The following is a 24052-nucleotide window of genomic DNA, read 5'->3' as shown; positions in this document are numbered from 1 at the left end:
TATCAATCCACCAGCAACTCCGCGAATCGTCGGCGATACTTCATGCCGGTTGTAGCATGCCGTTTCCGGCATGATTCGGCAGATGAGCGCAGATTCATCAAGCGGTGATGGTACGCGCTCCTCTTCCCCTGGTTTTGTTTCGTCGTGGGCCACGTTTTCATGAACCGAGGTACTGAAACATGCTGCGTAGTGCTGGGGCAGTCGTAGCCAGGGTGGTCATGCTCGGCGGCGTGGCGTGTACGCCGAGTGGATCCGTGCCGCTGGGTATGTCACCCGCGGCCGCGTCACTAGCAACAACGCCGCCCAACATCGTGGTGTTACTGGCCGATGATCTCGGTATTGGCGAATTGGGCGCGTGGGGACAGCGGGAGGTGGCGACGCCCCACATCGATCAACTTGCGCGTGAAGGCGTGCGCTTTACGGAGTTTCGCTCGAGCGCGGCCGTGTGCGGGCCGGCGCGCTGTTCGTTCATGACCGGTTACCACAATGGTCGCTGCCGGTTGGATGACAATGACAACGATTATCTGCGTTCGGCCGATGTGACTCTGGCGGAACGGCTGCGTGGTGCCGGATACGCCACGGCACTCGTGGGGAAGTGGGGGTTGAGTTGGGAGACTGAGCCGGAGTCGTGGCCGCAGGCACAAGGGTTCGATGTGTTCTTCGGATATCGTGATCAGGTGCATGCGCACAACTTCTATCCGGAGTATCTGCTCGACGGCACCGATTCGCTGCGCACACGGAATGTGGTACCGGTCCCGCGCGGCATGGGCAGCGGGTATGCCACGGTGCGCCTCGACTACGCCCCCGATCTGCTGCGGGCCCGCGCGTTCCAGTTCGTTCGCCAACAGGCCGCTGCGCGTACGCCCTTCTTCCTGTTCTGGGCCACCAATCTCCCGCACATTCACAACGAAACCAGTCGCACCGCGCCCGACGGTGGGTATGAGACACCAACACTCGGCCCGTACGCTACAACATCGTGGTCGTTACCCAAGCGCAGTTATGCCGCGCAGATTCACCGCCTGGACGAGGATCTCGGGGGGCTCCGTCGCCTGCTGGACTCCCTTGGCGTGGCGCAGCACACGATGGTGGTGTTTCTCTCGGATAACGGCGCCACGTTCCTGCGCGGTCCGCATGACGGGGCCTCGGAGGTTATTGGCCGCTGGTTCAACGGCACCCTGGGGTATCGCGGCTTCAAGGGGGACTTGTACGACGGCGGTTTGCGGGTTCCGGGCATCGTGCATTGGCCCGGGGTGGTGACGCCGGGGCGTACCACGTCCGCGCGCGTGGACTTCACCGACTTGCATGCCACGCTGGTGGAGGTTGCCGGGCAGCCCGCACCCACCACCGTAACCGGGCGGTCCTTCCTGCCGCTGCTTACTGGTCGTGGCATATACACGCCACGGGATGTGCAGGTCTGGTACTCTCCCGACCGTCGGCAGTCGGCGGTGCTGGCCGGCCAGTGGAAGGCCGTCTGGATGCTGGATACCATGCGGGTATTCAACCTCGAACAGGATCCCGGTGAACAGACGGATGTCGCGTTGCGCGAGCCGCTGGTGGCGGCACGTCTGGATTCCATTCGACGGGCCGAAGACCAGCGGGGCACGCATCCGCAACGCCCTGCCGTACCGCGTCGGTAAGGCCAAAGCGCTGCCGACGAGATCAGCGGACTCGGCCATTCGGCCCGTCGCGGGGAGGGGCGATTTCCGCGCCTTTCTTGTCGGCGGGCCCGAGCCGGGTGCAGTATTGCGCTGCAGCCCGTAGCCGATGTCTCAGTTCGTCGCGGTCCCGCGCGGCCGGTAGTTCATGGCCATGCCACACGCCTCCCGATTTCCGGTCCTCAGGTATGAAAGCTGTTGGCGAACTGCTCAAGAAACATGACGGGACCCTCTGGCATGTAACGCCGGACATGACCGTCTACGCCGCGGTCGAGCGATTGGCGTACCACGGGGTCGGTGCTCTGCTGGTCATGGAAGGCGATCGACTGGCTGGTGTCTTTTCCGAGCGCGACTATACCCGCAAGATTACGCTGCAGGGGCGCAACTCGAAGGAGACGCGTGTCGCGGAGATCATGACCACCGAAGTCATCACCGTGAGCGCGACGACGCGAACGCGCGAGTGCATGTCGCTCATGAGTGTCAGGAAAATTCGACACTTGCCCGTCATCGATGGCACCCGCGTGCTCGGCATGATTTCCATTCGGGACATCATGAACGACATCATTGCCGACCATGAGTCCACGATCGCCTCGCTCCACAGCTATATCACGTCCTGAGTGCGCAGGCCCGAGCGAACTCCAAGCGCTATAGCACCGCTTTCGGGACGACACGCCGAAACCAGACGGCAAGACGTTTCCCCAGGCGAACGCTCCCATCCGGGTTGAACGACGATGTGGTATGCCAGGCGTTCTCCGGGCGCATATCCTCGTCCATGGCTTTCGCGAGATCACCGGCAATGCGGGCGTCCCGCACGATGGCCAGACATTCGGTGTTCAGGTTGGCACTGCGTGGATCGAGATTGAAGGTGCCAATGACAGCGATGTGATTATCCACCACCATGGATTTGGCGTGCAATCCAAAGATGGGGGCGTAATTGAGCGTGGTTTGCAGCGCGCCGGTCATCACGCGACGGCGCACCGCCGCATCGGGCTTGAATTCATAGAGCTCCACGCCCAACCCCAGCAGCACGTCGCGGTCACGTTGATATCCACTGAAGGCGTCGAGATTATCCGTCGAGGCCAGACTGTTGGTGAGGATGCGCACGCGTACGCCGCGTTTAATGGCGTCGCGAAAAAGCTCCTGGCTGACTGCAGTGGTCACGAGATACGGTGACTGAATGGTCACCGAGCTCTTCGCGCTGCGCACCAGGCGAATCAGTTCTGCCGTACTCTGCCCGCCACCGCCAAGGCCATCGGTGCCCGCGTTCTTGCCGGGCAGATCCGTCACGAAGGTGACACTGTCGGACCAGACGAGCGCGCCGGACTCCTGCATGCTGTTGAAGGTGCTTGGTACGGCGGCAATGCGTTCGCGCACCTGCGGCCAGAAGTTGCGCGGATCGCAGGCATAATCGTGCAGATAGCGATACGTGGTGGCGGTATCAGGCTGCGCTACGCTGGATTGGACCAACGACGCCACCGGTACGCTGAGCGGATCGTTCCAGAACTGTGTGAATGAGCGCTGCACATCGCGGGCCGCTTTCCCCAGCAACAGTACGTCCCGATCGCGGAAATTGTATTCGTGATCGTAGTCGAAGTACTCATCGGCAATATTGCGGCCACCGGTGATCACCACCTGCGAGTCCACAATGAACGTCTTGTTGTGCATCCGCTGATTGAAACCGCGGAAGTCGGACGTGAGGTTGAACAGCTTGGTGGGAAGATTCTTCCCGATATTCGTGGTGGGGTTATAGAGCCGGATTTCGAGATTGGGGTGCGCGTCGAGGGCGAGCAGCGCCTCGGCGTCCGCCTCAAGCATGAAATCATCCACCAGCAGCCGAACGCGAATCCCTCGATCGGCAGCGCGCAGCAGATAGTCGGCGGCAATGAGCCCCACGTTGTCGGCGGTGAAAATGAAATACTGGATATCGATGGTGCGCTCGGCCGTTTCCGTGAGCCACGCCCGCGCAATCATGGAGATATCGCCTTCTTCCAGTGCAAAAACGCCCGTGCTCGATGACAAGCGCGATGCGACCGGTGCCAGATGCTGTGAGAGCGATATCCCCGCGCGTTGGCGTGGCGCACAAAACGCGGCGTCCGCAGTCACCTGGCGCAGCGCACGCGGGCGCTCGGGGGCGGGCTCGGGAGATCGCTTGAGCAGAACAATGGGCACGATGAGCGCCACACTGAGCGCAATCGTACGAACAAGGCGGCGACGGGAAACAGGCATCATTCAGAGGGGGATCAAAGGGAACGCGGCGCGTCGCCCACAGGGCAACGCGCCGCGCACTGGTTCAGGCATCACGATCAGCTGGCAATCTTCTTCTTGGCCTGGTTGATCTTTTCCATGTACTTCTTGAAGAACTGCTTCTGCATGTCGTTCATGTCGATCTCGCGCCCCTGGATGTACGACTGAATGATGTTCGTCGTCATATCCAGCGGGGTGCCGGTGGTGATCACCAGCGTGGCTTCCTTGCCCACTTCGAGCGACCCTACCTTGTCGGCCACGCCCATGAATTCGGCGGCGTTGATCGTCACGGCCTTCAGGGCTTCTTCTTCCGGCAGTCCGAAGGCCACGGCTACGCCGGCGTCCCACGGCAGGCGATAGCTGTAGAGCGCATCACCGTCACCGGCAATCGCGAACTTCACACCGGCCTTGAACAAGGCGGCCGGCGTGGCGTAGGCCTCGTCGTATGCGTCGTCGCTGCGCGACGGGGCCGACATGGTGGCCGTGAGAATTACCGGCACGTTCTCGGCCTTGAGTCGCGCCGCGACATCCAGTGCGTTGCGCCCGCCACGAATGACCAGCTTCACCCCTTCCTGTTTGGCCCAGGTAATGGCGTCGTTGATCTGCGACACACCGTCGGCCGCCACCACCACCGGGATTTCCCCGTTGAGGGCGGGAATCATGGCGGCGTAGCGTGCGTCCGTCCGCACATTCTGACCAGCCTTGAGCGCATCGCGATACGCCCGCGCTTCGCCAAAGAAGTTTTTGATCTCTTCCACCTGCTCGGCGTAGGTCTTGGGCGCCGGCTGTGGACGACCGCCAAAGCCACCCGGCGGTCCGCCGAACCCGCGACGCGGACGCGCGTTGGGGTCGGGCCAGTTCACGTTGAGCGCCGCGGCGCCCTTCATGCTCATCTCTTCCCAGGTCCATCCTTCGAGCGAAATCGCCGACGACAAGCCGGAGATCAGGCCGCCCCCCGGCGTGGCGAAGGCCACCAGCACGCCGGCCGACCGCGTGGTGCCAATGTGACGGCTTTCCGCGTTCACGGCGACTTCCGGACGGACGTTGGGATTGAAGTCGCCCAGCTCGTTGATGTCGCTGGAGACATCCACGGCGCCGATTTCGGTGATGCCCACCGTGCTGTAGGCGTCAATGAGGCCCGGGTAGATGTGCTTGCCGGTGAGATCCACCACTTTGGCGCCACGCGGCGTGGCGACTTCGGGGCCGCCGATGGCGGTGATTTTGCCGCGCTCCATCACGATGGTGCCGTTCGTGATGGTGCCCTTGGTGACCGTATGAATGGTGGCGCCCTTGAGCACCACCGGCTGATCCTGCGCGGCGGTAGGAATGACGACCTGCGCGCCGGCGAACGACGGCGTGGCAGCGGCGCCCACGAAGCCGGTCACCACGAGGCTCGCGGTCAGAGCGGCGGTACGGGCCGCGCGATGCAAGGCGGAGTGCATGGGGTGTGTCCGGTTAGGTGTCGTGAGAGAACGCATGCTTACTTGCCTCCCGGGCCACGGCCGCGGGCTGGCGCCGCGCCGGCCGCCGGGGCCGCGTCGGCGCTCGCCGCGATGACCGCCTGAATGAGCTGGGCACGCTGCTTGGTGACATCCGCGCGCAGCACCTTGTCTTCGTCAATCGAGAAGTACTTGCGACCATCTACCCAGGTCTGTTCGGCCTTGGTGAACTGCGACAACGGGTTGCCGTTCCAGATCACGAAGTCGGCATCCTTGCCGGCTTCGAGCGAGCCGATGCGCTTGTCGATGGCAATGGCCTTCGCCGCGTTGATCGTGACTGTATTCAACGCGTCGATTTCGTTCACGCCCGAGCGGAGCAGCTTCCCTGCTTCCCAGTTCATGCGCGTGGAGATCTCGTTGTCGTCGGAGTGCAGCGAGGTAACCACGCCCGCTTCCATGAGCAGACGCGCGTTGTAGCTCGTGGCGTCATACGCTTCGAGCTTGAAGGCGCCCCAGTCACTCCACACCACGGCGGCAACTCCCGACTTCTTGAGCTCGTCGGCAATCTTGTACGCTTCCACGCCGTGCTGCAGCGTCTGCACCTTGAACCCGAACTCCTCCGCCAGGCGCACCAGCGCCAGGAACTCGTCGGCGCGATAGCCGTGCGAGGAAATGAGCAGCTTCTGGTTCAGGATGTCGAGAATGGCTTCCATGCGCAGATCCTTGCGCGGCGGAATACCGGTCTTCTCCTTCTCCCAGCGCTTCCATTCCTTTTCGTAGTCGCGCGCGGCCAGGAAGTGGTCGCGAATGATTTCCTGCACACCCATGCGGGTGTTGGGGTAGCGCGTGGGCGCACGCTTGGGGTTTTCACCCAAGGCAAACTTCACCGTGCGCGGCGCGCCGACAATCTTGTAGTCCTCGGGGAGCGAACCCCAGCGCGTTTTCACAAACACATTCTCGCCGCCAATGGGATTGGCCGAGCCGTGCTTGATCATGGTGGAGGTGAGGCCACCGGCGAGCTGGCGGTAGAACCAGATGTTGTTGTGCGTGATCACGTCACCCATCTGCACTTCGGGGACGATGGCGAAACCGCTTTCGTTCACCGAGCTCACACCACCGTGCGTGTGCGGATCAATGAGCCCCGGCGTGACATGCTTGCCGGTGGCATCAATCTCCACCGCCCCGGCGGGAGCCGAGAGCTTCTGCCCCACGCGCACCACCTTGCCGGCCTGCACCAGCAGGTCGGCGTTTTCGAGCTTGCCCTGCGGCCCCTGCGTCCAGACGGTGGCATTCCGCACCACTACCGTAGCCGGCTGCACCGGCTGCGACGTGCGGCCAAACTCCATGCTCGGGCGAATGAAGGGCAGGTCGATCTTGGGGACCTTCACCGCCACCGCGCCGCGCGCCGGGCCCTGGTACTGCTCGGTCCGCGTGCCCTTGTAGTTGGCATCGGTCCCGGTGGGGAGCGACATCCAGCCAAAGAACTCTTCGCCGCGGACTGACCCGGAGAGCAGCACTGCGCCTTCGAGGCCCAGTTGCTCACCGTTGAAGGTGGCTTCGAGGCGGCCCGTTTCGGCAATGATGCGCACACCGGTGAGGTTCACCGGGCGACGGCTGGGCATTTCGATGGTGCCGCGAATACGGTTGAGCGGGCCTTCGAGACGCAGCGTGGCGCTCTTGAAGGTGCCGAGGTCTTCGGAGGCAATCGTCCACGTGCCGCGCGGGTCGACCTGCGGCGGGCGCGTTACGCCGTACCGGGTCCCCTGCACCCACACATCGCGAATGGCGCTCTCTTCGGTGAAGAGATCGCCTTCCGTCACGACAAGATTGGCCACCTTGCCCACGGCAATCGTGCCGTGCGTCTTCTCAATGCCGAGCCAGCCGGCGGGCACGGTGGTGAGCGCGGCGAGCGCCTTGTCGGGCGTAAGGCCGCGAGCCACGGCCACGCGCAGGTTGGGGAGGAACTGATTCACCGACGACAGGCCGTCCGCCGTAATGGCGAACGGAATGTTGTTGGCGGCGAGCTGCGCCGGGTTGGTGGGCGCGAGGTACCAGTGGCGCAGATCTCCCAGCGACACGTTGGTGGCCGCTTCCGGATTGGCCACGTTGGGCGCGTCCGGGAAGGCGAGCGGCACAATGAGAGGCTGCGTGCGCCCCTTGAGCACGTCCACCAGGCGGTATTCCTGCCCACTGCCGCGGAACCACGGGGTGAGCTTGTAATCGGCGGCCAGTTTGAAGGCGCGCAGGTATTCCTCTTCGCTTTCCGTCTGGAACACGACGGGCTGCGTGCCCTTCACGGCCTTGCCGAGCGCGGCGAGTGCTTCGCTGGTCTCGGGGGGCAGCATGGTGCGCCCGCTGGTTTCGTAGGTGGACCAGGCGCGGATGTACCACTCCGCGTCGAGGAACGTCTGCTTCATGAGCGCGCTGGTGCCCATGGTGGAGTTGGGGTACATGCCCCCCAGGGCGAACGACCGCGAGAAGCCGATGCTCTGCGCGAGATCGGGGCGCAGCACGCGTTCGCGCACGCCGGCCTCACCGAGGTGCACCACCGAGGCGGTACCGCGGAAGATGCCCTGGCGTGGCACGGCAAGCGCGGCGCCAAAGCCGAGCGAGCGGAGCGCAATGCGACGGGTGGAATCGTCTTTCAGGTTGGCCGTGGTGCTGAACCAGGCGCGGACCTGCGGATTCCAGTGCGTGGGCCCCACATCGCCGCCCTGCTGGGGGGCGTCACCGCCGAGGTCGGCATGGGCGTCCACGAAGCCGGGGTAGACCGTCAGCCCCTTGAGTTCCCACACGCGGGCACCCGCGGGCGGGGTGAGGCCGGCGCCCACGGCGGTGACCACGCCGTTCCGGATGACGATGGTGGCATTGTCGAGGACCTGCCCGGGGGCGGTGATCACTTTGGCACCGACCAGCGCGTGATAACCCGTGGCATTGGCACGCAGACCCGTCACGGGCTCGGTGCGAGACGATTGCTGGGCCTCAAGGGTGCTGACGCCTACGGCCAGCGCGGCGAGGCTCAACAGGGATCGAACGACTTTCACGAAACACTCCCGGGACGGCGGTCGCGCACGAACGCCATCAACGACGAAGGGTGGGGGCTTGCTGTACGCCCGGCGACTACGCGTTCGGGCATCCTCCTACATTGGGGGCAAACGCACACAGAATCAAATCGTTGACCGCTGTAGGCCCCCCTTGGGTGTGGGCCCCAATTGGGTGTGGGCCCCAATTGGGTGTGGGCCCCGTCGCGCGACGCCCTCCAGCCCCTTGGCGCGTTGCTTCGGGGCGTTGCCCCTCAGAGACGCGCGGTCGGGGCTGGAGGGCGCCGCGCGCCGTCACATTCGTGCCGCACACGATGGTCGTGGCGCCAACGTGCCATCTCCCTGTGCGGTGCACATATTCACGCCGATGCGGGCTTCGAATCGTGCTCCACGCGTGCTGGTACTTGCGGGCATCACTCTGCTGACGGCGTGCACTCCGCGCCGCTCGCCAACGGATGCGTCAGGGCAACCGCTGTTGGTGATGCGAGTACTGCAGGATGTGCCGGTGCAACGGTTGAGTTTGGGTCTACAGAGGCGCGGTGTGCTGTATGGCGATACCGCGCTGGTCATTCGCAAGGGCGAGCGCTTCGACATGGTGGCACAAACACAGGAAGGCGGGTGCCGTATCCGCTACGCCGCACGAGTCATCGAGTTGGCGTCGTGTCCGTGGCTGCCGGGATTCAGCGACCCGGAGCGCGACTTCTATGAAATCGTGTCACGTATGCCGAGGATACAGACTCGTACCCCTTTCGATGGCCAGGATCGATAATGGTGGAGCACCGCATTTTTTCCATGCCCTTTGGCCGTGTGTATCCGGCGTACGTCAACAAAGTGGAGCGCAAGGGTCGATCCAAGAGTGACCTGGATCGAATCATCTGCTGGCTGACCGGATACACTGCGGAGGAGCTCAGTCAGCAGATCGCGAACGGGTGTGACATTCGCACATTCTTCGCACAGGCCCCGGCCATGCATCCCAACGCCGCGTTGATTACCGGCGTGGTATGCGGGGTGCGCGTGGAAGAGGTGGAGGACCCGTTGATGCAACAGATCCGCTGGCTCGACAAGCTGGTGGATGAACTGGCAAAGGGCAGGGCGATGGAGAAGATTCTCAGGAGCTCGCGCGCATCGGTACCAGTTCCGAGCGACTCCCAATGACCCACTCCCCATGAACGAAGCGGCCGTTGGTCTGACGCTCCTGATCGGATTGAGCGTGGTGTGTGCCGTGGTCGCCAACCTGCGAACACGCGACTGGTTGATGGCGGCGGTTCTCTCGGCACTCGCCGCCTCGACGCTCTTTCAAATCGGGCTCACCATCAAGCTTGGCCACCTCGACAAGTTCGCACCTATCGCCTTCGTGGTTGGCGGCATGTGGGCCTTCCTGATTGCGCTTGGGATTGGGGCCGGCTTTCAGCTGTGGCGCCGCCGAAGCGGCACGTAAACGCTCGCGAGGGTGGCGCTCGCACCGTAAGCTTTTCCGATGCGAAGTCTTTTTGGTGTGATCTATGTCCTTGGTGGGGCCGTGGCTGGCTTTGGCGTGGGCCTTGGGGCGGCGCTGCTCTTTGCCAAACTCACCAACGTGTCTTCCCGCGATGGTGCGGTGGGCTATCTCACCATTGGTGTCGGGCTGGTGGGGGCCCTCGTTGGCCTGGCGGCAGGCATGGCGCTGTACGCGCGGTCCGCGCCAAGTGGGCAGGGCGCCACGTATGGGTGGTCGGCCATTCTCGGGGTGACTACACTCGTGGGCGTGGTGGTCCTGGGCGCGTGGTCGTGGCTGTACCTCATGGAGAAGCCGCTGGAATACGACGGCGCCATGGCTACGCTCGAGTTGGAACTGCGGGTTGATGCGGCGAACGTCCCCGCAGATACCGCTCCGCCCTGGCTGCAGGTGGAGGTGCACACCAGCAAGACCCGCCCGGAAGGCACCGTGCGTTGGGCCGCCATGCGCACCGAAGGACCCCACCGCATCATCCCGGTCATGCAGAACCCGCTTATGCGGGCCACTGGACGGGTCATCGTGGTTCAGCTTCCCGGTCGGCAAACGGAGGTGTTTACCCCGCCAATGCCGCGCATTCCTGATAGCCGAGCCGACTGGAGTGCCTGGTTCCGTCCGGAGCGTGTGGAATCGGCCGCCGGTGCAGAGTCTTCAGGCAGCAGATCATCGATGATCGAGCTGCGCTACCGTGTGCGACGGTATGGGGAGTAGCGTGAGCGGACTCCCGCACAACACGCAGGTGCGCATTACGTCAGAAGGACGCAGTGGTGTGATTCACTTTGAGAACCCACAGTCGACGTTCTCAATGTGGTGGGAGTTTGCCGGAGCCGGAGCGTTGGCGATCATCAATATTCCCTCCGTGGCGCAGTGGGAAAGCACCACAAAACTCCCACTCTCACAGCGTGAAGACGTGTTGCGTATCATTGGCGAACATGTCGTGCGCACGCAGACATCGGGGCGAGGTCGTTATGACGTCGATGAGCAATTCATTACCGTCTACGCCGACACAACGGTGTAGCGCGTCCACTCAATCGCCGCGCTGTTGCCACCGGTAGCGGCCGCCCCTGAATTCAATGCGCGCGCTGGCTGATTCAGCCTTGGCGATCAACAACGCCGCACCCTTTCCACCGTCGTGCGGAATCACCTCCCAGTGGTCCATCCACTCGTAGTTCGTTCCGCCGTTCCCAAATGCCACACCGGCGCCGCACTGCTGGGCTGCCCGTCCGCTGGCGTGCACAATCAGAATGCCGCGTTCGCCCGTACGCTGGTGGCGAACGGTCCACGCAACATCCCGGCGACCGTCTCCGTCAAAGTCGGCCACGAGTGCTGTCGGAGAGATGCTGCTGTCGCGCACCAATTGGCGTCGTAACGATTCCTTGTGCCACGCCTTCTCGCTCCACACGAGTTGACCGCGCGCTGTGGGCGCTGGCTGTGCCGTGGCCATGCCTATGGGACAGACCACGAAGACCAGTCCCATGCGTGTGCACCAGGTGAAAAGCCTGGTCACGGTCGTCACCCGGCAATCACCGGTACATCACTCCCAGCATCGAGTCCCAGTTCGCCGGTGATTCGCGGGTCACGGGCAATCTCCACGGCACGCCGATACGCCACAAACCCGGAGCGCTGGTAAAACGCCACCGCGCCGGGATGATCAAGGGTACAGGTGTGCACGTGGAAGCGGCGTATCGGGTGTGCCCACGCGCGCGTGATGGCCTCATCCATGAGCCACCGTCCCGCCCCGCGCCCTACCATCCGGTCGATGAGGCCGAAAAAGGCGAGCTCGCACGCATCTGCTTCCCGGAAGTCCAGCTCCAGCAGTCCCACGGACTGGTCTCCCTCCTGAACGGCCCACACGTAAACCTGCGGGTCGCCCAGGATGGCCGTCAGCGCCTCATCGGACAGCCTGAGACGGGAAAACCAGAGCCATCGGGTCCCAACGGCCCGGAAGAGCGCCCGATACCGGTCGAGCTCCGCGGCGCCGAGCCGATGTAACGTGAGCGTTGCCCCCAGCTCAGGTACCGGACGGCTGGTCGGCCGCGACGTCATCTCGAGATAGGTCACCACACTCGCGAGGTGGCCGGGCGGGACGGTGCTGTAGCCCACGGGAAGTGCAGGGGTGTCGGTCATGCACTTAATTATCGCGCATGTCACTTCGCGTTCCCATCCTGATTGCTGCCGCTACGCTTCTGGCCGTTCCTTCCGGCCCATCTCAGCTGCCCAAGGGCTCGAGCGACTATCTGTTTGCCTGGGCGTCATCCGCCGATAGCTCAGAGGCAGACTTTCTGGCGGTCTACGACATTCGGGACAATCCGAGCGCCGAGCGATACGGTGCGCTGGTGGCCACGGTCCCTGTGCCCGGCCGCGCCAATCGTACGCACCATACCGAACATGACATGCCCGCTGATGGCCAGCTGTTCGCGAATGGCTTTGGCTCCGGACAGTCGTTCATCTTCGACCTCACCACACCAACCGCCCCGCGTATTGCCCGGCAGTTTGGCGACGTCAGTGGGCTCATGCATCCGCACAGCTTCTGGCGGCTGCCCAACGGGAATGTGCTGGCCACCTTCCAGATGCAGCACGATGCCCAGGGGATGGCGCCCGGCGGGCTCGCGGAGCTGACCCCACGTGGCGACGTGGTGCGCGTGCGCTCGGCCAATGCGACAGGCGTGGATCGTCGCATCCGACCGTACTCCGCAGCCATTCTGCCCGCGATTGATCGGGTGGTGGTGACGACCTCCGACATGGATAATCGTGACACCACGCGGGCGCTGCAGTTCTGGCGCCTGTCCGACTTGAGTGTGCAGCACACCATCGAACTCCCCAACGGACCGCGGGGCGATGAAGGGTATCGCTCGGCGGAACCGCGCGTGCTGCGCGATGGCAAGACGGTGTTGGTGTCCACCTTCAATTGCGGCTTGTACCTGCTGCGTGACATTGCCGGTGATCACCCCGCTGCGCAGCTGGTGGCCTCGTTCCCGCGTAAACCCGGGACCTCTTGTGCGGTGCCCGTGGTGATTGGCAACTACTACCTCATTACGGTGCCCGCGTGGAGCGCGGTGGTGAGTCTCGACGTGTCAGATCCATCGCATCCCCGTGAAGTGTCACGCATTACACTCGGGCCCAACGATGTGCCGCACTGGATTGGTGTGGAACCCAATCACCAGCGTGTTGTGATCACGGGCTACCAGGCCATGAAAACACGCATTCTGCTGGCGCGTTTCAACGAAGCAAACGGGACGCTCACGCTGGACGAGCGCTTTCGTGGGGCCGGAAGCGCTGAACCAGGTCATCGTATGGAGGGAATGGCGTGGCCACATGGCGCACGCCGTGCCGCGGTGCCGCACGGCACGGTGTTCAGCAGACCGTAGAGTCGCGCTGTCTGGTCAACTCAGTTGCTGCTGCGCGTTTGCCACCCCGCCAGTTGGCGTCCCACGGGGAGTTCACGGACCCGCACCCCGGTGGCGGCAAAAATGGCGTTGGCAATGGCACCGCAGGCCGGCGGTACGCCAGGCTCACCAATGCCACCGGGAAGTCCCTCACTGGGGACGAGGTGCACATCCACCTGTCGTGGGGCGGCGCGCATGCGGGTCACGCCGTAGTCGCGAAAGTTGGACTGCACCACGCGGCCGGCGGCAAAGGTGACTTCGCTGGATAGCACGTTACTCATGGCCATGATGAGCGCCCCTTCCATCTGCGCGCGGGCGCGATCGGGATTGGCAACGAATCCCGCATCCACGGCTACGGTCGCGCGAGGGACCAGCACGGTACCATCGGGCAGGACCTCCACTTCCACCACCATCGCCACGTACGACAGGAAGCTGCGGTGCACCGCAATGCCGCGCCCACGGCCGCGTGCCAATGCGGGGCCGCGCCAGCCGCTCTTCTCGATGGCCAGCTCCACCACCCGTCGGGCGCGCGCCGAATCGAGTGGATGATCCGTCCACGTGGCGCCGTAATTGCTCGCCGGCTTTACCAGTCCTGCCTGCGACAGGTCCACGCGCCGATCTGGGCCCAGCAAGGCCAGCAGAAAGTCCGCCGGATCCTGTTTGGCGGCACGGGCCAATTCGTCAACGAATGACCCAATGGCGAAGCCATGATGGATGGCGTTGACGCTGCGGTACCAGCCAATCCGCGTGTGCGCCACTGCGGGGCAGATCTCCACCTGCATGTTCGGAATGTCGAACGGAATGTCGCTCGCGCCATTCGTGAGTTCGTCGGGCTCCGCGCCGGTCACCTTGGGTGCAAAAGTGGCCGAAATAGCGGGATATGCAGAACGATGACGCCACGCCACCACTTTGCCTGCGGCATCAAGACCAGCCTCCAGTCGATGCGCCGCCGGCGAGTGCAGGTAGGAATGGCGCAGGTCATCTTCCCGCGTCCATTGCACTCGCACGGGAGCCCCAACTTCCCGTGAGAGAAACGCGGCTTCGCAGATGAAATCGGGTTTGGACTTTCGCCCGAATCCACCACCCAGCAAGGTCACGTGCACGCTCACGTTGGCGACGTCGAGCTTGAGATACTCCGCCACGGTTTTGCGTGCATCCATGGGAGACTGCGTGGGCGCCCAGACTTCCGCCTTGCCGTTGGTTACCTGTGCCACGGCAACCACCGGTTCCATTTGGGCGTGCGAGAGGTGCGGCATGTAGTACTCTGCCGTGACGCGTCGCGCGGCGGTGGTCAGTCCGCGCTCCACATCGCCGTTGGTGCGGCCAGCGGCTCCAGGACGACGCACGGATTCCTGGAGCGACGTTTTGTAGGCGGCGCTATCGTACGAAGCGTTGGGCCCATGATTCCAGGTAATGCGCAGCGCGTCGCGCCCCTTCATGGCGGCCCATGTATTGGTGGCAATCACGGCCACACCGCCCAGTGGTAAAAACCCACCGGGCATGGGCGACGCGGGAATGCGCACAATGCGCTCAACACCGGCCACTTGTTTGGCCAGCGAATCGTCAACGCTCAGCACGGTACCACCCCACACTGGCGGCCGTGCGATGGCCGCGACCTTCATGCCTGGCAGCCGCACATCCGCTCCGAAGATCGCGCCGCCGGTGGTCATGGGCACGAGGTCGATGGACGGCATCGCCTTGCCTTCCCATTTACGTTCGGCGGGCGTCTTGATACGAACGCGCGTGGCAGCGGGCATGGGTATCGTCCGCGCGGTAGCCACCAGCGCACCAAACGCCTTGGTGCGTCCGGACGCCACGTGCACCACTTCGCCGTTGCGTGCCTGCACCTCACTGCTGGCCACCGCCCATTCCTTGGCGGCGGCATCTTCCAGCAACGCCCGCACGGTGGCGCCCGCCTCGCGATACTTCTGCAGGAAGTCGCGAATACTGGTGGAGCCATCGGTGTTCTGGCTGCCGTATTTCGGTTCGTTTCCGAGCCCTTGTTCCACGCGACACAGCGCCCAGTTGGCGTCCATTTCGTCGGCGATGATCATGGGCATGGTCGTGCGGATCCCTTGTCCCATCTCCGACCGATGGCAGATGATCGTGATCAGTCCGTCGTCGCCAAGGCGAATGTAGGCGTGCGGCTCCCAAGGTTCTGCGCTTGGGGCAAAACCTGCTGCCGCCTCCAGCCGACGCACACCAACACTGCTGGCGGCAATGAGCAAGCCGCCCATGCCGAGCACTTTGAGAAAGTCGCGTCGAGCCGGTTCGGTGCTGGTCGATGGTGTGTCGACTGCCGGCGTTGCCGCGGTGTCGGTGGCCGCGGGTACGGCCAGCCACGGGAGATTCCGACGCGCGCTCATCGAGCCCGCTCCGCCGCGGCCTTGATGGCGGCGCGAATGCGGGGATACGTGCCGCACCGACAGATGTGTCCGTTCATCGCGGTATCAATATCGGCGTCGGTGGGATTGGCGTTTCGCGCCAGCAGCGTGGCCGCCTGCATGATTTGCCCCGACTGGCAGAAGCCGCATTGGGGCACGTCTATGCTGCGCCACGCGTCTTGCAGCGGATGCGCGTCGTCAGGATGCAACCCCTCAATGGTGGTGACGGACGCGCCAGCCAGCGTCTGCATGCGACGCTGGCAGGCACGAACCGGTGCGCCATTCACATGCACGGTGCAGGCGCCGCATTGGGAGATACCACACCCATATTTGGTCCCCGTCAGCGCTAACTCGTCGCGCAGGTACCAGAGCAAGGGCATGGACGGATCGCCGTCAAAACGACGTGGCGAACCGTTGACGGTGAGCGTTATGGGGGCGGTGGACATCAGTTCTCCCTTCAGGATGACGTGGCGCTGCGCATCAGTTGAGACTAGACCTTTTTGCCGGAAAAATCGTAGACGCCAAACAGTTCGTACCCGGGTGGGAAGCCTTTCTTGGTCACGACATAGTTCTGGTAGTAAAAGCTCCATCCCGTTCGGTCCCGCAGCCCAAAGGTCGTGGCCACCTTGGCGCCGTCTGCGCGGTACGTGCCCGGCTGCAGCATCTGCGCAACGCCACCGCCGTGCAGCTGTGACGCAAAGCTGTGCTGACGACCGACCTGGCTATCCCCACCCTCCGTCACGCCCTTGGCGTTCCCGTGGGAGACGAGGACGTCTCCCGTCCCCGTAGGAGACCCAACCGAAAAGGTGCAACCGTCCATCGCGAAGGTGAAACAGAACTCCGATTCTCTGCCGAGGACCTGATAGCTGATGTTGCCCGTGCTGAAGTCGCAGATGTACGAACTGAAGGATGGTTCCCCAGGCTCGGCGGCCCGGAGTGCATACACCTTTACCGCTTTGCCCGCGAGCTGGGCCGTCGCCATGGGATCCAGCGACAAGGTCAGTGCCATAGGCCGACCGTAGACGGCGGTCTGGCAGGATGGGGCGCGGACCAGCGTTTGCTTCATGAAGTCCAGGGGATACTTCTGAAACACCTGTACTGCATTTGCGTCTGCTGCCATTGCGAGCTCCTGAAGAGGGTGGTCTGCGCCGATCGACAGCCAGCGGATTTTCTGAGGAAGGGAAGAAGTATGCGGCTCAGGTGCGCAGAGAGCGAGGAGGTGCATGGTGAAGAAGGAAGCGACCTGTACAATTCCCCTGTAATCGCTCTTCTTTCATCGCAATGAGCACCTTCGACGACCTCCAATACGCGCTCGGCGGCACCTACCGGCTCGACCGTGAGCTTGGCGGCGGGGGGATGTCGCGCGTGTTTTTGGCCGACGACCTCGCGCTCAGCCGTCAGGTCGTGTTGAAGGTGCTCCCCGTGGAGTTGGCGGCGGTGGTCAATGTCGAGCGCTTCAACCGCGAAACGCTGTTGCTGGCGCGGCTGCAGCATCCGCACATCGTGCCGGTGCTCACCGTGGGATCGCTGCACGGGTTGCCGTGGTTCAGCATGCCCTACATCGAAGGGGAGTCGCTGCGCGCGCGCATTGATCGCGATCGCGAGTTGCCCATAGGCGATGTGGTGAGTGTCATGCGGGATGTGGCCAAAGCATTGGCCTATGCCCACGAGCGCGGTGTCATTCATCGCGACATCAAGCCCGACAACATTCTGCTCACCGGTGACGCCGCTACCGTTGCGGATTTCGGCATTGCCAAGGCCATCAACGCGGCGCGGGCGGACGTGCCCGGTGAGGCTCTCACCCAAATGGGGATGGCCATCGGCACGCCGGGGTATATGTCACCGGAGCAGGTGACAGGCAGCGACAGTGTGGACCATCGCACCGACATTTACGCGCTGGGGTGCGTTGCATACGAGATGCTGTGCGGCAGTGCGCCGTTTGCCGACAAGCCGGTCCAACAGCAACTCACGGCACACCTCACGGTGAACGCCGTCCCCATTGCCGAGCGTCGGGCGGATGTACCGCCGGCGTTGGCGGCGCTCGTGATGCAGTGTCTCGAGAAGGACGTGGCGACGCGCCCGCAGGAGGCCCGCGACATCGTGGCGGCCCTTGAGCAGGCCGGCGTGCGCAGTGGAGAACGGACCGGCGAGACGGTGGCCGATCAAGGGTTCTGGCATACGCTCACACCGCGGCGCGTCGCGGCGTTGGGTGTTGCGGGGCTGCTGCTGGTGGTTGCCGGGTACGTTGGATTGGGCAAGCTGGGCATTGGGCCGGCGGGGTCGCTGCAGGCCCGCGGTACGCTGGCGCCCAACGAACGTTTGGTGATCACCGACTTCACCGTGCGCGGTGCCGACAGCTTGCTGGGGCGTGTGGCGTCTGACGCCGTGCGCGCTGGCCTGGTGCAGTCTGGCGCAATTACGCTGCTGACGCCCAGCGAGATCGCGGAGGCGCTGGGGCGTATGGAACGACCGCGCGAGAGCCGCCTCTCGTTGGAGCTTGTGCGCGACCTCGCCAGCCGAGAAGGGGTGCGCGCCATTGTCGATGGCGAGCTCACGGCGGTGGGCGCGTCGTACATATTGGCGGTGCGTTTGGTGACCGCCGATTCGGGCCGTGAACTGGCGTCGTTCCGGGCCACCGCCGCCAGTCCGGACAGTCTGATCCAGATGGCCGACGATCTGTCCCGAAAGCTGCGGTCACGCATTGGGGAGTCGCTGCGGTTGGTCAATGCGTCGCCGCCACTCGAGCGAGTCACCACCAGTTCACTTGAGGCGCTGCGCAAATATTCAGCCGCCGTACAGGCCGCCGATGTGGAAGGCAACAGGGTCCGCGCGGCGCAACTGTTTCGCGAGGCCGTGGCCATTGATACGCTCTTTGCGGAAGGATGGCGAAGGCTTGGACTGTTGCTGAGCAACATGACGGCTCCGCCTGGTGCTGCCGATTCGGCGTTGAGTAAAGCCTATCTGCTGCGGGACCGTCTGCGGGAAATCGATGCCGAGCGCGTCACGGCCACATACTTCGCGGCGGGTTCGCGGGCGGACCGTCGCAAATCCATTCCCGCCTTCGAACGTGTGCTGGCACTTGGTGACAGCAGCGTGCTGGGGAATCTTGCCGCGCAGTACGAAAGCCGGCAGGAGTTCGGGCGCGCTGAAGTGTTGCGTCGGCTCGTGGTGGCCCGTGATTCCGGCATTCTGCGGTTGAGTGCCTTGCGCGCCAACCTCTCGCTCCAAGGCAAATGGACGTCGGTCGACTCCATTGAAGCGATCGTCCGCCGTCGCTTTCCTGACGACGAACTGAATGGCGCGTGGGCTCGCACCCGCGCCTATAGAACGGGCGACCTCGAGTTACAGCGGCGACTCTTGGACGATGCCGTAGCCAAGGGGTATTCGCGCGACCCGGTGCAGAGCGCCAACCAGCAGATGCTCGATGCGCTGGAGGAGGGTCGCTTGCGCGACGCCGATCGTTTTCGTGACGCGTCCTTGGCGACCTACCGGGCCCAGGGTGTTCCCATTGATGCGTTTACCGGAGCGTTCATCTCGCTGGAGAGTGCCATCGACGCGGGCGTGGTCCCGCCTGAGGTACTGCGCCGGTTTGAAGATGCGGTACGCGCCTCTTCACCCAAAGAGCAATTGGCCGTAAGCATATCGGCGGCTCGTGCCTACGCGAAACTCAGGATGGTCGCAGAAGCAAAGGCCGCGCTGGCGCAGTTCGATCGACTCTTCACTGATTCCACGCAACTGGCGAGCTATGTCGACGGACGAAACGACATCCTGATGGAATTGGCGATCGCCGAAGGGCGATGGGCCGATGCCGCGGCCATGGTGCGCCGGGCGAGCCAGAAGCCAGATGGGCCGGCCTCCAGTTGTATGTCCTGTCTACCTCTGGAGTTGGTGCGCGTGTTTGCCACAGTGGGCCTCGCCGATTCGGCGCTGGTGCAGTATGACGCCTATCGACGTACGGCCGTTGGCTCCCGCCCGCGTATCGGGCCGGATCTCTACATTCCCATTAGGTCCACGCTGGCGCTGGCTCGCATCTACGACGCGCGCGGCGATCGCAAGAATGCGGTGCAACTGTACCGCGACTACGTCGCCCGTTATGAACGCGCCGACGCCGAGCTGCAGCCGTTCGTGCGCGAAGCCCGGGCGCGAATGCTGGCGCTGACGTCAGGTGAGCCCGGAGTACGCTAGTCGAGACCGAGCGCCTTGAGGACCGCTGGTGGTGGCGGGTCCCACTTGGGCAGCGCCATGTTGCCCACGTACCCCACGTCTTTCATCCCCTGATCGGTGGTGTAGAAAGCGGTGGCGGTGAGATTGCGCACCAGCGAGAAGAAGCGCGCCCCCGCCTTGAATTCTATCTTGGCCTTGGGCACGTAGCAGATGTCGTCGCAGATGGCGGTCTTCTGCGCCATGGTGAGACCAACAAAGCCTTTGCTGAAGCGGCGCTGGCTTTCGAGATTGAGCCAGCTCACTCCGCCGCGCACGCGCACGAGATCACGGGCGTTCCCTTCACCGGGGGCGCTCACATGCTCGTTGATGTACAGGTGCGCGCCCACTGCCGACGCACTTGGCGACTTGCCGTCCGCCGGGATAATCACATCGGCCAGTGCGGCCAGCGTGGTCATCTCGGCGGCGGTGAGTTTGCGCGGCCAGTCTTTCTTGGGATTGATGAGATCGGGATCCCACGCGTCGCCACGCGGTCCGCCGCGGCGCAACTGTACCGGAGGGGCGGTGGGTGCCGCCGGTTTCGCCTGGGCGTCGGCCTCCGGTGCGGCAATGCTGCCCAGAATGGGTAAGCTGGCCGCCGCGGCCATGGCCTTGAGGGCATCGCGCCGCTTCACCCCTTCGGGCGCTGCTTCAGGCGCGGCTTCGTGCTGTTCGTCAGACATCAGCCAATCTCCTTCTTGCGCATCTGCTCAAGCAGATAGTCGGTCGTGCGCCACGCCAGCGCGAGAATGGACAGCGTGGGATTCTTGTCGGCGTTGGAGACAAACGGCGCGCCGTCGGTGACGAACAGATTCTTTACGTCCCACGACTGGCAGTATTGGTTGAGCACACTGGTGCGTGCGTCGTCACCCATGCGGCAGGTGCCCACTTCGTGGATGATCTGCCCGCCTTTGGCGATAGCCTTGTTGCCATCGGTTTGCGGCTCACTGCCCGGCTTTCCGCCCATGGCCGTGATGACTTCAGCAAACGTCTTCTGCATGTGCACGGCTTGCTTGAGCTCATGATCCGACCACTTCCAGTGGAAGCGAAGCACCGGAATGCCCCACTGATCCACCACCTCGGGATCGATCTCGCAGAAGCTGTCTTCGTTGGGAATCATTTCGCCGCGGCCGTCGAACCAGACGAACGAGCCGTAGTAGCGACGAGCCGCTTCCTTGTACGACTTGCCGTACGCGCCTTGGGTGAGATTCTCGAGGAAATTGAAGGAGCCGTTGCCGGGCATGCCGCGGCCGCCGCCAAATTCCACGTGGTAGCCGCGCGCAAAATCGAGCTTGCCGCCCAACTGCTCCTTGTACTGCCACCAGGGCATGTACACGTGCATGGCGGAGGCGCCGTCGTTGTTGTGCGGCGGCAGGTTCTCGAGCATCGGGATCTGTCCCCCGAGGCCGGCACCCACCGTGTCCATGAGGTACTTGCCAACGAGACCGCTGGAGTTGGAGACCCCGTTGGGGTTCTGGCTGCTCTTGGAGTTGAGCAGAATGCGCGCCGTTTCGGCCGCGCTGGCGGCGAGCACCACCACGCGCGCTTTCACACGCCGGTCCTGCCGCGTGCGCTTGTCGATGTAGCTCACCCCGGTCGCGAGCCCGTCCTTCCCGACCGTGACTTCACGCACCATGGCGTCGGGCACAATGTCCACGTTGCCCGTGGCGAGCGCCGGCGGCAGCAGCACCGTGGTACTCTGGAAGTTGGCCTTGATGGAGCAGCCCCAGCCGCAGGGCGTTGCATAGAAGCAGGCCGCGCGCGACTGCATGGACTGGCGCAACACACGCTGGGCGAGCGCATTGCCCGGGTGCAGCAGTTTGGGCAGTCGATCGGCGTTCTGCCGCTGCGTCATGATGGCCAGGTGGGCCGGAATGACGGGAATGCCCAACGGCGTGGCGTGCTTTTTCACCAGCATTTCCACGGCGCGTGGCGCTGGTGGCGGCTGGAGCACACCAGGTGACGAGCGTGGTGTGTTTTCGAGATCGTCATCGCCACCGTACACGCCGATGAGCAACTCGGTCTTGTCGTAGTACGGCGCGAGATCCTTGTACGACAGCGGCCAGTCGGCGCCCAGACCGTCGCGCGTTTTCGGCTTGAAGTCGTACTCGCCCATGCGAAGGGAGATACGGCCCCAGTGATTGGTGCGCCCGCCCATCATGCGCGCCCGCCACCACCGGAAGTCGGTGCCCGGCGCATTGGTATAGGGTTCACCCGGCACTTCCCAGCCGCCGTCTACCGTGGCGTCGTAAAAGCCGAACGGCTTCTCGCGCCCCCCGGCGCCGCGCAATGGCGCTTCACGCGGCAGCTTGAACATGGGCGTTTCGCGCACCGGGTCGTACGACCGGCCCGCTTCGAGCACGAGCACCTTGAGGCCGGCAATGGCGAGTTGATAGGCGGCCATACCGCCACCGGCGCCGGAGCCTACGACGACGACGTCGTATTCAGTTTGCGACTTGGGACTGCTTTGAATCACAGCGACTCCACAGGGGGGCGGTGCAGAGGCGCGCGACTGACGCGCGCTGGGTGGGGAAGCGACTGGGGTAATCTACGGTCCGTGACCGGCCAGCAACTAGGCGGAAGGTGGCGCTGAGGGGAGGGCACCGGGTGCTGGGGCGGGCAGCGGCGCGGCCGCCTGCTCAGCGGCACGGAGCGCCAGTTCGGCGATGGCCAGCTCCACCTCGGACGCGAACTCCCGCGCCAACTCGACATCCGCCGTGCGTACAGGCAACACCAACTCGGCGGGGTGCGCAAAATCAAACCCGTCGTTGCCGGCCAGCGGGTCAAACGCCGACAGGTCGCGCGCGGTGAGGACCAGCTCCCAGCGGCGCCACCACCAGCGTCCGCGGGTCCGGACCCGTGCATCGCCCAGCTGATCGACGCGCACCGGGATGGATCGCATGCCATCGCGCTCCGTGTCGGTGCGGATCTCAACGCCGACGCGCTGAATTTCCCGTTCCACCCGCCACTGCACTGTGAGCGTGGCGCCCTCCAGGCGCAGCACGCCATGGCGGCGCTCTTCGGTGGTGGTCACGGTGCCTTTGGCAATGACCTGATTTTCGCCGCTCACCTGAAACGGGAGCGCGGCAACGCGAGCAGAAGTCATACCTGTGAACTAGCACGCCTGTTGGCGGCGGCGCAACGCTCTCCCGCCGTCTTCCGCCGAGCCCGGGGCATCATAACTTTGAGAGATGGTCGACCTCGTGCGCATGTCGGCCTGCTATTTCTCCGAAGTGGCGGTGATCGACGGAGTGCCTTGCCAGGCTGCATGGTTCTGGCGGGAGCTCACCGGCACCACGCAGCTCCAACTCTATCCCGATGGACGATTGCGAAGCTGCCGGTTGTCGCGGGCGGTCACGCTTGATGGCGTGCGATACACAAAGGGCCAGCGCATTACCCGGCCGGAATAGTCACCGACACGGGAATCGAATAGGTGGGCTTCCCGGGAAGTTGCGCCTGAAACAGATACGAGTGCCCGCCAACGACACCGTCCTGACGGACGGTGATACGCACGCGGACGGTATCATTGCCTGCGGGTACGACGGATGATGGACGCCACTGCAATCCAATCCCGAGATAATTCCCGAGCACGGTGAAGGTCACAGGGGCCGCACCAACGGGTCGCGCTGACAGCACAAAAACCACATCGGCGCTATCGCCGCGCCGAATGGTGAGGGCCCGCGTGCTCGGCGTGACGGAGAAGGTTTGCGGCAGCGGACGGGGCGGCAGAATGGCCAGTGGCGCGGAGATCCGTTTGGCAACCGCGCTCGCCGACGTCGCGGTGAAGACGAGACTGTGCGTGCCAGCGGTGACGGTGCTGTCCACACGAATCATGGCCGTACACGACGCGCCAGCGGCAGGCCCGAACGGTTGGGGTGTGAGAATCGTTCGGCAGTCGGTGAGCCACGTGGTAAAGCCGCTGGGGCCTTCAAAGGCAAACCCAACCGGCGATTGAAAGCCATTCCGGAAGGCCGAGAAGAGAGGCAGCGATGTCGTATCCCCAGGGCGCACGTCAGCGGGCGAGAAGTCACCAACGGAAAAGGTGAAGTCGCCAACGGGGGCCGTTGGCGTGGTGCTGTTGCAGGCGGTGGTCACCGCCACCGCGAGAAGCCGCCACGAGTTTCTCATGTGGAACTCCAGCATGAGGTGTGCGTCGCTAAAGGGTGCTTCAACACTACGACATTCGCGTTTCGCGAAAATCGGGAAGCGCC

General features: G+C 64.0%; 22 protein-coding genes. 10 read left to right on the top strand and 12 right to left on the bottom strand.

The window, feature by feature from the left end; all coding sequences use genetic code 11:
• Positions 1-179: 179 nt before the first annotated feature.
• Together GEMMAAP_RS17880 and GEMMAAP_RS17875 are read left to right on the top strand one after the other, a co-directional pair.
• Positions 180-1637, top strand: a complete 1458-nt coding sequence (locus tag GEMMAAP_RS17880) for a sulfatase-like hydrolase/transferase (protein WP_082821457.1) — start codon at positions 180-182, stop codon at positions 1635-1637.
• Positions 1638-1843: 206 nt separating this feature from the next.
• Positions 1844-2272 carry a CBS domain-containing protein gene (locus GEMMAAP_RS17875; protein ID WP_026848128.1) on the top strand — a complete coding sequence of 143 codons (429 nt, stop codon included), beginning with the start codon at positions 1844-1846 and terminating at the stop codon, positions 2270-2272.
• Positions 2273-2300: 28 nt separating this feature from the next.
• On the opposite strand, the gene GEMMAAP_RS17870 is transcribed toward GEMMAAP_RS17875, so the two are convergent.
• The 3 genes from GEMMAAP_RS17870 to GEMMAAP_RS17860 form a co-directional block, all read right to left on the bottom strand.
• Complete coding sequence (locus GEMMAAP_RS17870) at positions 2301-3884, bottom strand: phospholipase D family protein (RefSeq protein ID WP_053333535.1); 1584 nt, start codon at positions 3882-3884, stop codon at positions 2301-2303.
• A 74-nt stretch (positions 3885-3958) separates the two neighbouring features.
• Entirely contained in the window at positions 3959-5341 is a 1383-nt protein-coding gene (locus GEMMAAP_RS17865; protein ID WP_053333536.1) for an amidohydrolase family protein, read from the bottom strand.
• A gap of 38 nt (positions 5342-5379) precedes the next feature.
• Positions 5380-8382, bottom strand: a complete 3003-nt coding sequence (locus GEMMAAP_RS17860) for an amidohydrolase family protein (RefSeq protein WP_145979221.1) — start codon at positions 8380-8382, stop codon at positions 5380-5382.
• A gap of 364 nt (positions 8383-8746) precedes the next feature.
• Between GEMMAAP_RS17860 and GEMMAAP_RS17855 the strand changes: the two genes are divergently transcribed.
• From GEMMAAP_RS17855 to GEMMAAP_RS17835, 5 genes are read left to right on the top strand one after another with little or no spacing between them, the layout of a single operon-like run.
• On the top strand, positions 8747-9148 hold the full coding sequence (locus tag GEMMAAP_RS17855) for a hypothetical protein (RefSeq protein ID WP_026848132.1): 402 nt from the start codon (positions 8747-8749) through the stop codon (positions 9146-9148).
• A complete protein-coding gene (locus GEMMAAP_RS17850; protein ID WP_053333537.1) occupies positions 9148-9534 on the top strand; it encodes a DUF2200 domain-containing protein in 387 nt (128 codons plus the stop codon). The genes GEMMAAP_RS17855 and GEMMAAP_RS17850 overlap by 1 nt, the downstream gene beginning before the upstream one ends.
• 10 nt (positions 9535-9544) lie before the next feature.
• Positions 9545-9817 (top strand): hypothetical protein, encoded by a 273-nt coding sequence (locus GEMMAAP_RS17845; RefSeq protein WP_026848133.1) that lies wholly within the window; start codon positions 9545-9547, stop codon positions 9815-9817.
• 39 nt (positions 9818-9856) lie between these two features.
• A complete protein-coding gene (locus GEMMAAP_RS17840) occupies positions 9857-10582 on the top strand; it encodes a hypothetical protein (RefSeq protein WP_026848134.1) in 726 nt (241 codons plus the stop codon).
• A gap of 1 nt (position 10583) precedes the next feature.
• On the top strand, positions 10584-10889 hold the full coding sequence (locus tag GEMMAAP_RS17835; protein ID WP_026848135.1) for a hypothetical protein: 306 nt from the start codon (positions 10584-10586) through the stop codon (positions 10887-10889).
• 9 nt (positions 10890-10898) lie between these two features.
• On the opposite strand, the gene GEMMAAP_RS17830 is transcribed toward GEMMAAP_RS17835, so the two are convergent.
• The gene (locus GEMMAAP_RS17830) at positions 10899-11348 is read right to left on the bottom strand and encodes a hypothetical protein (RefSeq protein ID WP_026848136.1); all 450 of its coding nucleotides are present in this window, start codon (positions 11346-11348) and stop codon (positions 10899-10901) included.
• 35 nt (positions 11349-11383) lie between these two features.
• Positions 11384-11998 (bottom strand): GNAT family N-acetyltransferase, encoded by a 615-nt coding sequence (locus tag GEMMAAP_RS17825; protein WP_026848137.1) that lies wholly within the window; start codon positions 11996-11998, stop codon positions 11384-11386.
• 17 nt (positions 11999-12015) lie between these two features.
• On the opposite strand from GEMMAAP_RS17825, the gene GEMMAAP_RS17820 reads away from it, so the two are divergent.
• Positions 12016-13239, top strand: coding sequence for a hypothetical protein (locus tag GEMMAAP_RS17820; protein ID WP_026848138.1), 1224 nt, complete (start codon positions 12016-12018; stop codon positions 13237-13239).
• 20 nt (positions 13240-13259) lie between these two features.
• On the opposite strand, the gene GEMMAAP_RS17815 is transcribed toward GEMMAAP_RS17820, so the two are convergent.
• The 3 genes from GEMMAAP_RS17815 to GEMMAAP_RS17805 are packed head-to-tail and all read right to left on the bottom strand — an operon-like array spanning position 13260 to position 16761.
• A complete protein-coding gene (locus GEMMAAP_RS17815) occupies positions 13260-15623 on the bottom strand; it encodes a xanthine dehydrogenase family protein molybdopterin-binding subunit (RefSeq protein ID WP_053333539.1) in 2364 nt (787 codons plus the stop codon).
• Positions 15620-16087 carry a (2Fe-2S)-binding protein gene (locus tag GEMMAAP_RS17810; protein WP_043579311.1) on the bottom strand — a complete coding sequence of 156 codons (468 nt, stop codon included), beginning with the start codon at positions 16085-16087 and terminating at the stop codon, positions 15620-15622. The genes GEMMAAP_RS17815 and GEMMAAP_RS17810 overlap by 4 nt, the downstream gene beginning before the upstream one ends.
• Before the next feature lie 44 nt (positions 16088-16131).
• Positions 16132-16761, bottom strand: a complete 630-nt coding sequence (locus GEMMAAP_RS17805) for a hypothetical protein (RefSeq protein ID WP_145979220.1) — start codon at positions 16759-16761, stop codon at positions 16132-16134.
• 161 nt (positions 16762-16922) lie between these two features.
• On the opposite strand from GEMMAAP_RS17805, the gene GEMMAAP_RS17800 reads away from it, so the two are divergent.
• Complete coding sequence (locus GEMMAAP_RS17800) at positions 16923-19826, top strand: serine/threonine protein kinase (RefSeq protein ID WP_053333540.1); 2904 nt, start codon at positions 16923-16925, stop codon at positions 19824-19826.
• Here the strand turns inward: GEMMAAP_RS17800 and GEMMAAP_RS17795 are convergent.
• The 3 genes from GEMMAAP_RS17795 to GEMMAAP_RS17785 all read right to left on the bottom strand — a co-directional run bounded on the left by GEMMAAP_RS17795 (position 19823) and on the right by GEMMAAP_RS17785 (position 22947).
• On the bottom strand, positions 19823-20524 hold the full coding sequence (locus GEMMAAP_RS17795; protein ID WP_053333541.1) for a gluconate 2-dehydrogenase subunit 3 family protein: 702 nt from the start codon (positions 20522-20524) through the stop codon (positions 19823-19825). The two genes, GEMMAAP_RS17800 and GEMMAAP_RS17795, sit on opposite strands and share 4 nt — an antisense overlap.
• Positions 20524-22245 carry a GMC family oxidoreductase gene (locus GEMMAAP_RS17790; protein ID WP_082821456.1) on the bottom strand — a complete coding sequence of 574 codons (1722 nt, stop codon included), beginning with the start codon at positions 22243-22245 and terminating at the stop codon, positions 20524-20526. Before GEMMAAP_RS17790 ends, GEMMAAP_RS17795 begins: the two co-directional genes overlap by 1 nt.
• Before the next feature lie 168 nt (positions 22246-22413).
• On the bottom strand, positions 22414-22947 hold the full coding sequence (locus GEMMAAP_RS17785) for a hypothetical protein (RefSeq protein ID WP_026848143.1): 534 nt from the start codon (positions 22945-22947) through the stop codon (positions 22414-22416).
• Positions 22948-23032: 85 nt separating this feature from the next.
• Here GEMMAAP_RS17785 and GEMMAAP_RS17780 point away from each other — a divergent pair, with 85 nt between their 5' ends.
• The gene (locus tag GEMMAAP_RS17780; RefSeq protein ID WP_026848144.1) at positions 23033-23251 is read left to right on the top strand and encodes a hypothetical protein; all 219 of its coding nucleotides are present in this window, start codon (positions 23033-23035) and stop codon (positions 23249-23251) included.
• On the opposite strand, the gene GEMMAAP_RS17775 is transcribed toward GEMMAAP_RS17780, so the two are convergent.
• Positions 23235-23969: a hypothetical protein gene (locus tag GEMMAAP_RS17775; protein WP_145979219.1), complete on the bottom strand. Its 735-nt coding sequence runs from the start codon at positions 23967-23969 to the stop codon at positions 23235-23237. The genes GEMMAAP_RS17780 and GEMMAAP_RS17775 overlap by 17 nt on opposite strands.
• Between the last annotated feature and the right edge of the window lie 83 nt (positions 23970-24052).

It is taken from the genome of Gemmatimonas phototrophica (genome assembly GCF_000695095.2).
In the GTDB taxonomy this organism is placed as follows: domain Bacteria; phylum Gemmatimonadota; class Gemmatimonadetes; order Gemmatimonadales; family Gemmatimonadaceae; genus Gemmatimonas; species Gemmatimonas phototrophica.
The sequence above is the reverse complement of the archived record's forward strand: the minus strand, read 5'-3'. Positions and strand labels throughout refer to the sequence as shown.

Coding starts and splice junctions, on each gene's coding strand:
- GEMMAAP_RS17880 (WP_082821457.1), top strand. CDS start 180: ATGCTGCGTAGTGCTGGGGCAGTCGTAGCCAGGGTGGTCATGCTCGGC.
- GEMMAAP_RS17875 (WP_026848128.1), top strand. CDS start 1,844: ATGAAAGCTGTTGGCGAACTGCTCAAGAAACATGACGGGACCCTCTGG.
- GEMMAAP_RS17870 (WP_053333535.1), bottom strand. CDS start 3,884: ATGATGCCTGTTTCCCGTCGCCGCCTTGTTCGTACGATTGCGCTCAGT.
- GEMMAAP_RS17865 (WP_053333536.1), bottom strand. CDS start 5,341: ATGCACTCCGCCTTGCATCGCGCGGCCCGTACCGCCGCTCTGACCGCG.
- GEMMAAP_RS17855 (WP_026848132.1), top strand. CDS start 8,747: ATGCGGGCTTCGAATCGTGCTCCACGCGTGCTGGTACTTGCGGGCATC.
- GEMMAAP_RS17850 (WP_053333537.1), top strand. CDS start 9,148: ATGGTGGAGCACCGCATTTTTTCCATGCCCTTTGGCCGTGTGTATCCG.
- GEMMAAP_RS17845 (WP_026848133.1), top strand. CDS start 9,545: ATGAACGAAGCGGCCGTTGGTCTGACGCTCCTGATCGGATTGAGCGTG.
- GEMMAAP_RS17840 (WP_026848134.1), top strand. CDS start 9,857: ATGCGAAGTCTTTTTGGTGTGATCTATGTCCTTGGTGGGGCCGTGGCT.
- GEMMAAP_RS17830 (WP_026848136.1), bottom strand. CDS start 11,348: ATGGGACTGGTCTTCGTGGTCTGTCCCATAGGCATGGCCACGGCACAG.
- GEMMAAP_RS17825 (WP_026848137.1), bottom strand. CDS start 11,998: ATGACCGACACCCCTGCACTTCCCGTGGGCTACAGCACCGTCCCGCCC.
- GEMMAAP_RS17820 (WP_026848138.1), top strand. CDS start 12,016: ATGTCACTTCGCGTTCCCATCCTGATTGCTGCCGCTACGCTTCTGGCC.
- GEMMAAP_RS17815 (WP_053333539.1), bottom strand. CDS start 15,623: ATGAGCGCGCGTCGGAATCTCCCGTGGCTGGCCGTACCCGCGGCCACC.
- GEMMAAP_RS17810 (WP_043579311.1), bottom strand. CDS start 16,087: ATGTCCACCGCCCCCATAACGCTCACCGTCAACGGTTCGCCACGTCGT.
- GEMMAAP_RS17805 (WP_145979220.1), bottom strand. CDS start 16,761: ATGGCAGCAGACGCAAATGCAGTACAGGTGTTTCAGAAGTATCCCCTG.
- GEMMAAP_RS17800 (WP_053333540.1), top strand. CDS start 16,923: ATGAGCACCTTCGACGACCTCCAATACGCGCTCGGCGGCACCTACCGG.
- GEMMAAP_RS17795 (WP_053333541.1), bottom strand. CDS start 20,524: ATGTCTGACGAACAGCACGAAGCCGCGCCTGAAGCAGCGCCCGAAGGG.
- GEMMAAP_RS17790 (WP_082821456.1), bottom strand. CDS start 22,245: ATGGCCGCCTATCAACTCGCCATTGCCGGCCTCAAGGTGCTCGTGCTC.
- GEMMAAP_RS17785 (WP_026848143.1), bottom strand. CDS start 22,947: ATGACTTCTGCTCGCGTTGCCGCGCTCCCGTTTCAGGTGAGCGGCGAA.
- GEMMAAP_RS17780 (WP_026848144.1), top strand. CDS start 23,033: ATGGTCGACCTCGTGCGCATGTCGGCCTGCTATTTCTCCGAAGTGGCG.
- GEMMAAP_RS17775 (WP_145979219.1), bottom strand. CDS start 23,969: ATGAGAAACTCGTGGCGGCTTCTCGCGGTGGCGGTGACCACCGCCTGC.